This is a genomic window from Peribacillus sp. NPDC058002, from assembly GCF_042886655.1.
Classification (GTDB): Bacteria; Bacillota; Bacilli; order Bacillales; family DSM-1321; genus Peribacillus; species Peribacillus aracenensis.
The window spans coordinates 1-8891 of sequence record NZ_JBHVQU010000149.1 but is presented as its reverse complement, the minus strand read 5'-3'; the positions used below and the strand labels follow the sequence as shown (position 1 = coordinate 8891).

7 protein-coding genes and 1 pseudogene are annotated in these 8891 nt (G+C 37.6%); 3 read left to right on the top strand and 5 right to left on the bottom strand.

Going from position 1 to position 8891, the window contains the following annotated elements; all coding sequences use genetic code 11:
• Positions 1-174: 174 nt before the first annotated feature.
• Both ACFVSH_RS19375 and ACFVSH_RS19370 read right to left on the bottom strand, forming a co-directional pair.
• Positions 175-1380, bottom strand: a complete 1206-nt coding sequence (locus ACFVSH_RS19375; RefSeq protein WP_260287690.1) for an MFS transporter — start codon at positions 1378-1380, stop codon at positions 175-177.
• Between the two features lie 25 nt (positions 1381-1405).
• Positions 1406-1987: a TetR/AcrR family transcriptional regulator gene (locus ACFVSH_RS19370; RefSeq protein ID WP_387707380.1), complete on the bottom strand. Its 582-nt coding sequence runs from the start codon at positions 1985-1987 to the stop codon at positions 1406-1408.
• Positions 1988-2409: 422 nt separating this feature from the next.
• Between ACFVSH_RS19370 and ACFVSH_RS19365 the strand changes: the two genes are divergently transcribed.
• Positions 2410-3150 carry a VCBS repeat-containing protein gene (locus ACFVSH_RS19365; protein ID WP_387598185.1) on the top strand — a complete coding sequence of 247 codons (741 nt, stop codon included), beginning with the start codon at positions 2410-2412 and terminating at the stop codon, positions 3148-3150.
• 191 nt (positions 3151-3341) lie between these two features.
• Here ACFVSH_RS19365 and ACFVSH_RS19360 read toward each other — a convergent pair whose 3' ends face one another.
• From ACFVSH_RS19360 to ACFVSH_RS19350, 3 genes and pseudogenes are all read right to left on the bottom strand, one after another.
• A complete protein-coding gene (locus tag ACFVSH_RS19360) occupies positions 3342-3962 on the bottom strand; it encodes an NAD(P)-dependent oxidoreductase (protein ID WP_387597315.1) in 621 nt (206 codons plus the stop codon).
• Positions 3963-4192: 230 nt separating this feature from the next.
• Positions 4193-4714: pseudogene (locus ACFVSH_RS19355) on the bottom strand (transposase); the annotation flags it as partial.
• A 128-nt stretch (positions 4715-4842) separates the two neighbouring features.
• The gene (locus ACFVSH_RS19350; protein ID WP_387597312.1) at positions 4843-5661 is read right to left on the bottom strand and encodes a histidinol-phosphatase; all 819 of its coding nucleotides are present in this window, start codon (positions 5659-5661) and stop codon (positions 4843-4845) included.
• Between the two features lie 239 nt (positions 5662-5900).
• Here ACFVSH_RS19350 and ACFVSH_RS19345 point away from each other — a divergent pair, with 239 nt between their 5' ends.
• Positions 5901-6536, top strand: coding sequence for an FMN-dependent NADH-azoreductase (locus ACFVSH_RS19345; RefSeq protein ID WP_387597309.1), 636 nt, complete (start codon positions 5901-5903; stop codon positions 6534-6536).
• Positions 6537-7061: 525 nt separating this feature from the next.
• Positions 7062-8291 carry an NAD(P)/FAD-dependent oxidoreductase gene (locus ACFVSH_RS19340; RefSeq protein WP_387707378.1) on the top strand — a complete coding sequence of 410 codons (1230 nt, stop codon included), beginning with the start codon at positions 7062-7064 and terminating at the stop codon, positions 8289-8291.
• Positions 8292-8891: the final 600 nt, after the last annotated feature.

The following is an 8891-nucleotide window of genomic DNA, read 5'->3' as shown; positions in this document are numbered from 1 at the left end:
GACAGAATCCCACTTTTTAATAATAATAATAGCAAAAATGACTAATCTGGATAAGTTAAACCCCTTGCCCAATATGGGCAAGGGGTTTTTTAGAATATCATTTTTCAAGTTTGAGAGTTTTCCAGCCCGAAAAGGAAAGGTGCTTTTAAAATCTAAGAAATTCGATCCGGGACATTAATATTTCGCTAAGCTTTCTGTCAATCGGTTTTCTTTCCAAATGACTGTAATGCCAAGGCCAATGACGATAATGACAGCAGCGAAAAGATAAGGGTAGTGAATGTTTATGTCAAACAGCAATCCTCCCATGGATGGACCGGCGATATTTCCTAAGCTCGTATAGGTGGAGTTCATTCCAGCAACGAATCCTTGTTCTTTCCCGGCAGCTTTTGATAAAAATGTCGTCAAAGCCGGACGAAGCAGGTCAAATGCAAGGAAGATGAAGCAAGTTACCACTAGAACTGCCAAAAAGCTGGAAATCATAGTGGACGCTACCGCAAAAATGGCACCGACAATTAAACATAATTGGATAAGCTTCTTTTCGCCGAGAATATCCACCAGTTTTCCAAACATGAATACTTGCACAATAACTCCGAAAATAGAGCTTATTGTAATGATTATTGCAATATCCTTCGGCGTGAAGCCGAATTTATGATCAGAAAATAGGCTAAAAACAGTTTCATAGGCTGATAAACCAAAAGCGAGTACAAATACGATGATGAACGCAATAAAGTAAAGCGGGTTTAGTGATTTTTTTAAATCGCCTATAAAGTTTGTTTGGTTAATATTTGCAGAAACTTTTGCAAGCTGTTCCTTTGTCATCGGCTCTTTTAAAATGAATATTGATGAAAGGCATGCTAAAAAAGCAATGGCCGCTGCAAGGAAGAAAGGCAAGCGTATACCATATTCTGCAACAAAGCCACCGATCCCTGGTCCAATTATAAAGCCCAAGCTAATGGCGGCTGAAATATAGCCCATTGCTTTTGGCCTTTCCTGAACGGATGTAATATCCGCAACATATGCAGTAACACCTGGCATGATAAAGGCGGCACTTATTCCCCCTAGGACCCTTGATAAATAAAACACCGATACGTTTGTCCCTACACCGAAGATAAGTTCTGAAACACCAAAAAGGAATAAGCCGATGATGATGATTTTCTTTCTCCCATAACGGTCAACCCAACGACCTGCGAATGGAGACATAACAAGCTGTGATACCGCAAATACGGCAACAAGATAGCCCATCGTACTTCCTGATAAATGCATGATATTCATAAATGACGGCATGACGGGGATGATGAGTCCAATTCCCAGAAAAGCAATGAATATATTGCTTAGAAGAATAATTAATACCGCCTTTTGTTCTTTAATTGGTTTATTCATGTGTTAACACCACTTTCTTTGTGAATCATTCTTGTGAAATACCTCTCCAAAACACTTTCCAAGAGGCTGCCAATTTATCCTTCAGCCGTTTCTCATCATTGCCGTATACAAGCTCAAGCAAAATGGAATCCACTACTCCCAAGAAAGCATATGTCGGAGTTATGGCTCCATCTTCGACGATTAATTTGGCATTGATCCAATCCTGGAATTTACATTCCAGAATTGCCTGCACCTTTTCCTCGATATCTATGACTTCCTGCTCGATTTCTTTTTCAAGATGCGCTGGCGGAAAAAAGGACATACGCAGCCAAAACTTTATATGCTCATTTTTTTGGAAAAGATCGATGACCAATTGCAGGAATCCGTATAAATCTTTTTCAGGATTTTTTGAATCGACTTTACTGAAATATTGGAGTTTCGAAGATAGCTCCGTCTCTTTCGCATCACGTAAAACTTGCAGAAAAAGATCATCCTTGCCTTTAAAATGGGCGTAAATGGATTGCTTTTTCATGCCGACTTCTTCAGCTATTAGAGAAAGGGACGCTCCTTCATAACCATGAATCGTGAAAAATTTTAGAGCGGCTTCCTTGATTTCATTACTTTTCAATAATATCACCTCATATTTTAACGAACGTTCGTCAGTTATAATAGCAAATTAAATAAATATACGCAAGTAAAAAAAGTTCATAAAATGGTATTAGTCAACAGAAATCATTCATAATAAGGGCGCTAAATTTGAAAAGGACAATATTGTTGTTTCCAGCAATAGATATGTACTCAAGATTATTCACTAAATTCTCGCATATAATTCAATAAAGTGAGACAGGTGGGATGAAGTTGGATACGTATGACATAAGAAAAGTGATTCATTACTATTACACAAAAATACAAGGAACGAATGATCCCTATTATTGGTACTGTTTGGCTGAGACTCAAAGAAGAGCCGGTTTAACAAGTGAAGCGATGCATACGATCGATAACGCCTTGTCGCTTACAAATCCTTATCCTTCAAAGCAGGAACTGCTAGACATGAAATTGAGCCTCCAATCTGCTCTTTCAAGGGAAATGAACTTGTACAGAACAGTTACAGTGACCTCAAAGCAAGGCGATATTGATGGGGATGGGATAAAGGACAATGTTTTTCTTACCGCAAACAAAACTCCTGATAGCCCCTTTTGGAGGAATGTAACTTTGGTTATCCAAAATGGGAGGACTAATCAATATGAACAAGTTCCCATGAAAAATAACGCAGGATATAATCCGACCCTTTTTCTTGGTGATCTTACAGGTAACAAAGGGGATGACATTTTAGTGGTCATTGATACAGGAGGAAGCGGTGGTTCCATCTATGCGTATGTTTTTTCATATCTTAACGGTCAACTCATGACCATTTTTAATTCAGACGCATTCAATGAAACCTATAAATACGCTGTTAATTATGAAAACCAATACAAAGCAAAGTTGAACAGTTATTATCTAAAAGAAAGGTACATTCTTGACCTTACATATAAGGGTAAGGAATATTTATCTGAAATTTATAACAAGGATGGTGTATTGAAGGCGCCGATAGAAGGATGGGTAAATCCTTTATCTGGTTTATATCCGGTTGATTACAACAGGGATGGCATATATGAGCTAGAAGCATATCAGAGGATCGCGGGGAGGTACAATGCCGACTCACTAGGATTTGTACAGACTGTATTGATATGGAACGGGCTAGCGTTTGCGCCCGACAGGCAGAATGTGGCTATTTTTGGAGGGGAAATATAGCACCTTGGCATAGAATGTTCATGAACTTGGTACAGGCGAATTTTTCTTTCGTCCAAAAGTAACCGGTAAATATTCTTGGCAATTGTTCAGAGATTGTGTACATTTACGAAGATAATTGAACGGGCTAAGCGGACGTAATGGTTCCTGCACTTCATCTGCGATTCCAAGTGGAGTAATGCAAGTAGGAATGTTTAGTAGGCAATACCTACTCGTGATTTTAAATAAGCACTACTTTTTATTTGGTTAAATGCAAATTCCGCTGTATCCGGCACGGATATTTCAACCCCATTCTCCGGTAAAAAGTCACCTTCCACACGATATGTGCCAACACTTTCTCCATCCGGCAAATATGTAGGACAGACAATTGTCCATTGAAGTGTTGATTGTTTCAGCATTTCGTAAACTTGATGATGTTCTTTCGCTGCGCGGGTAGATTTCTGCTTAGATTCACATGACTGATAACGCAAAATATTTGGGGTTGTTCTACTTTGCAGGATACCTGCTGTTCCAATCGTAATAATTCGTTGGATACCTTCGTTTTCCATTGCTTCAATAATTAGTGGCATACTTTTTGATAAAGTGGTTGTCCCATCAGTATTCAGTGCACTAAAAACTACATCAATCCCCTGCATGGCACGTACGATATCATCTTTATTTAAAACATTACCTTGAATAATGGTTAAATTGGCATCGTTCATTCCAATCTTCTCAAGAGTGCGAACCAAAACTGTAACATGATGCCTGTCTTGCAGACTATAAGTAACTAATTGCCCCCCAACCCGACCAGTTGCACCCAAAATTAAAATATTCATGAAACGAACCTCCTTTTGCGAATACAATCATTCCACTAACATTATATCGTCATTTTCAACAAATGGGGGCTTTAGTGCATGAAGACATCATAATTCAGCGCTTGCTGGCGGTACCCCATGCCCATCAAGCTAACAACGTAAATTAATAGCACAAAATGATATTGTTCCAAAACTACCTAGTTCTTGAAAACCAGGCAAGCCAAAGAAGCCTATCAAATATGAGCTTTTTTCTAGGCAGCTTGTCTATCCTTCACCGTCGTTTGATACACAACCCCTAGAATATCAAAGACAGTCATCTTCTTATACCTATGGCATTTTCGACCGTTCTTTTTGAGTAGCTGAAAAAGGCGATGAAGAATTTTCAAAAGCTGTTCTGAACCAATTGCTATTGCTTGAAACAATAACGGAAAGGAATCTTTAATCATATAAATCGCTTTGTATTCACTCAACTCCTGATTTTTCTTTTCAAGCAAAAGCTGTCGCATTTGAAACATGGTAGAAGAACAGAGGAGAATGCCAATAAGTTGGCCGTATAAATGGCACTCTAGGCGTTCTTTTTTGATTGTTTTGCATTCATCGATTTCAAAGAATGACTTCCATGTTTTAAATAAAATCTCAATCTGCCAACGCAGGGAATAGAGGGAATGGACATAATCAGTGGGAACTTCTTCTGGCGATGAATTCGTGATATAGACATTCATCCCCATCAAGTGCTTACTTTTCTCCTTCATGACAATGCCTTTCTTCTTTTCTCCTTAATATAAAAGGACAGATTAATTGAAGAAGCCGACCAATAAAAGGTCGGCTTTTTTTATTTTTAGCAGAAAATTGCATATCCTTGAACGAATGGAACCAGTTCTATTCCTATTGACTAAGAAGATCAAAGTGGAGTGAGAATCCTTTGCTTGTTAACAAAGTAAGCCCACTCAGAAAAGCCGATTTCCTTTAGTCTTTTTTTAACTTGTTCAAATTCATCGCCAATACGTTCAGGTGTATGCGAATCTGATCCAAATGTTACCTTCACATTATAGAAAAGAGCTCTTTCTAAAATGTCATCTGCTGGATACCACCCACCACACTCTTTTGTTTTACCAGAGGTATTAATCTCAATGGCGATATCTTCTTGACTAATGATTTGTAACGTTTTTTCAATACTGTCTGTTTCAATGGATGAAAAGGCAGGATAAAACCCTTTCATTGCATCAATATGGCCTAAGATTTGAAACACTCCGCTTTTTGCAGATTTCTGTATTAATTCATAGTATTCATTCTTTAATTTTGACTGTTCTTTAGAAGTTAAACCATTCCAACGCCCTTTTTTAAAAATGCTAATGTCTTGAACATAATGAACAGATCCAATTATATAGTCAAAAGGGTGTAAAAGATATTGATCACGGTAGACTTCAATGTGATCAGGGAAGAAATCACTTTCCATTCCTAATAACACGTGAATTTTACCTTCATATGTTTCTTTTAAGCGAAGAACTTCCTCAATATAAGGGACAAGTTCACTTTTTGCCATTGCGATAGTTGGGTAGAGATGGTCGTCCTCACTATAGAAATATGGAGAATGATCAGAAATCCCAATATATTGCAAACCGTATTCAATGGCTTGTTTTACATAATCCTCAATTGTGCCGATAGCATGTCCACATCGTTCATGGTGAGTGTGCAGGTCAAATTTTATTGAATTCGTCATTTTATAAAGCCTCCTAAAAATAACCGGATTGTCTTGTTATATCATATCCCAAATTCACATTCTTTCTCAAAACTTGAAAGAAGATTTATACCTTCCTTAAATCTGTGATTTATGGGCGGGTAACGGAGAATTTTATACTTATCAATTAAAGTTATTTTAGTTCGAATAATTGTATAAATGTTTAATTTCCGAGACAAACTAGAATGTTCAAATATGTTAAAAGAAAGGAAAGATACAGAATGACTAAGGTATTGTACATCACAGCTCATCCTCATGATGATAAACAATCTTACAGTATGGCCGTTGGAAAAGCATTTATTGACACTTACAAAGAAGTAAATCCTAGCCATGAAATAGTGAATATTGACCTTTATAAAGAAAATATTCCTGAAATTGATGTAGATGTTTTCAGTGGTTGGGGGAAACTTCAATCAGGAAAGGGCCTTGAAGAACTTTCGGCGGATGAGAAAGCAAAAGTTAGTCGACTCTCAGAGTTATGTGAGCAATTTATAGCTGCCGATAAATATATATTTGTAACACCTTTATGGAATTTTTCATTCCCGCCAGTAATGAAAGCATATATAGATTCTGTAGCTGTTGCAGGTAAATCATTTAAATACACCGAACAAGGCCCAGTTGGTCTTTTAACTGATAAGAAAGCCTTGCATATTCAAGCTCGTGGTGGTATTTATTCAGAAGGACCTGCTGCTGAAATGGAAATGGGTCACCGGTATCTAAAAATCATCATGCAATTCTTCGGAGTGCCTTCCTTTGAAGGTGTATTCGTTGAAGGACATGCAGCAATGCCTGATAAAGCACAAGAAATAAAAGAAAATGCTATAGCACGATCAAAAGATTTAGCTTCTACTTTTTAAATCAAAGAGTCAACAACTTGTTGGCTCTTTTTTTTGTCAAAATAAATGGATTTATTCTTACCAATCAAGGACATCTCCAATAAAGGACTATGGTTTTTTATTATGTGCGGCTATTCGTTGCTTTTGAATTCTGGCTTTTTAAAATTCCCCCTGATAATACATATCATGTAATCCTAGAAGTAGCACTACTTATTACACTTTACTTGAAACCGATTTGGAAATATGGACTGTTATTTACACTTGGTGGTATAAAGATGCAAACAATATACCAATGCTTTTTTGTATATGCTAGTGGGGTAGGGGAAGTGCCTTTGTAATTACTCTAACCAATGAAATCCTTAATTAACTGAGGGAGTTCTAAAAGAAGAAGTAAAAATTGACCATTAACATAGATGAGATCGACCTTGGAATTCTCTGTACTTTTTTTGTTTTAACTTCCATACTTTTATGTATGTAGTATATTTTTATCAAACTCTGCTAATGGATAAGCAAGTCAATCATGGTACTTGAAAAAGGAGTGATCCGATGAATAAGATGTATGACGTCATCATTACCGGTGCTGGATGTGCCGGCTCTGCTCTGGCAATTTATCTTGCTAAGGCAGGTTTTCAAGTGTTGTTAGTTGACCGATCGACTTTTCCAAGGGACACATTATCAACCAATACCTTTTTCAATAATACTGTCGCTCTTCTTCGAGAAATTGGTGTAATGGACAAGTTAGTGGAAACAAATGCACCGCCGGTACGGGATATTAAATTTCAATTTGAGGATACCGTGATAGAAGGACTCATCCCTGTGGTTTACGGTGAGGACAATTGTTATTGCATTAGGAGAACTTATCTCGATCATATCCTACTTGAACAGGCCAAATCTCAAATGAATGTTACCGTTTTAGAAGGATTTCGTGTGACGGATGTCATCCGTGATGACGAAACAGTAATAGGCGTGAAAGGTTTAGACGGCAACAACAAGAAGCAAGAATTTTTAGCTCGCCTGGTAGTGGGGGCAGACGGCCGATCCTCTATTATTCGCAAGCTGGTAAAAAGTGAACTCATAACAAGTATTTCGGCAACAGTCGGCATCCATTTTGAGTATTTTTCTGGATTTCGCCATGATGATGTCCCTAAATTTGAAGTATACAAGAGAAAAGATAACACAGCCATTCTCTTTCCGACGAATGATGATTTATATGTTATTGTCGGCATTTTCCCATTAGAAAATAAGGAATTGATAGAACGGTTGAAATCAAATCCGGAAAGCTGTCTGCGCAATCTCTTGACAGATAACTTTCCTAATACAACAATTGGAGCTCGCTTGAAAGATGCTGAAATCGCTGAACCTGTCAAAGGTATACTGGGATATGATAATTACTGGTATAAGGGAATGGGAAAAGGATGGGCGTTGGTTGGTGATGCGGTTTGTTTTAAAGATCCTGGCATGGCGCAGGGGATCCATGATGCTATATGTGGAGCACGTATATTATCCAATATTCTATTAAAATATAAGGGGCAATCCAATAAATCAAATCAAATGTCTGAAGAATATCAAAAGGCAATAGAAAATGAGTTTATGGTTCGGTTTCACATGGGATGCCAAATTTCGAAGAATGAACGCATATCTGAACAACAGGAAGCTGTCAACAAGCTGATCAGTTCCCATCCAGAGGCTATAGAGAAGTTTTTAGGGATTTACAATTACGCAAACGAGCCCGCTGTTTTAGAAAAAGAACTCGCACGAATTATGCAGTCGAACTAGCCATGATTTAATGGATCCAAGGACAAAAATATTTCGCTATAAATCGCCTTGGATGGAAAAAGTTACAAAAAATGAATGGGACGATGTTATTTGTGCAAATGAAGAATTGGTTCTGAAGGTTGTTTAAACACTTTATAAAGCAAAAGAAGAGAATGCAATAAATCCGGTATGTTCCACCAAAGAACGTGAAAAATTTCTTTATAGCTATTCTTCTAATCCGTTATGATTATTTTTACATATTGTACGGAAATGGAATTATGTTATCGAAATGGATTTTCTTTTAACAGGTATAACGGTTGTATAAAGAATCAGAAAAATATAAAATATACTTAAATCAGAGGATTTTTTCTTATTTAAATTTGTGATTATTAATCTGGCTGACTATTAAACGACGATTGCCATGACAAGGGAAAGTGGCAATCATTTCTTAATATTTACCCTTTACTATTCATTAGGCTGTTTTCACATATTTTGTTGCTATTTACCAAGTAAAGCGGTGTGGTTGATTTCCCCTCCAGATGCGGCGGGCGGTGAGCCTTCTCGGCTAAACGCCTGTGGGGTCTCGCCTGTCCCGCTGCTCCCGCAGGAGTCTCGCACTTG

Bases quoted from the DNA above. Each gene is read 5' to 3' on its own strand.
- ACFVSH_RS19375 (WP_260287690.1), bottom strand. From the start codon at position 1,380: ATGAATAAACCAATTAAAGAACAAAAGGCGGTATTAATTATTCTTCTA.
- ACFVSH_RS19365 (WP_387598185.1), top strand. From the start codon at position 2,410: ATGAAATTGAGCCTCCAATCTGCTCTTTCAAGGGAAATGAACTTGTAC.
- ACFVSH_RS19360 (WP_387597315.1), bottom strand. From the start codon at position 3,962: ATGAATATTTTAATTTTGGGTGCAACTGGTCGGGTTGGGGGGCAATTA.
- ACFVSH_RS19350 (WP_387597312.1), bottom strand. From the start codon at position 5,661: ATGACGAATTCAATAAAATTTGACCTGCACACTCACCATGAACGATGT.
- ACFVSH_RS19345 (WP_387597309.1), top strand. From the start codon at position 5,901: ATGACTAAGGTATTGTACATCACAGCTCATCCTCATGATGATAAACAA.
- ACFVSH_RS19340 (WP_387707378.1), top strand. From the start codon at position 7,062: ATGAATAAGATGTATGACGTCATCATTACCGGTGCTGGATGTGCCGGC.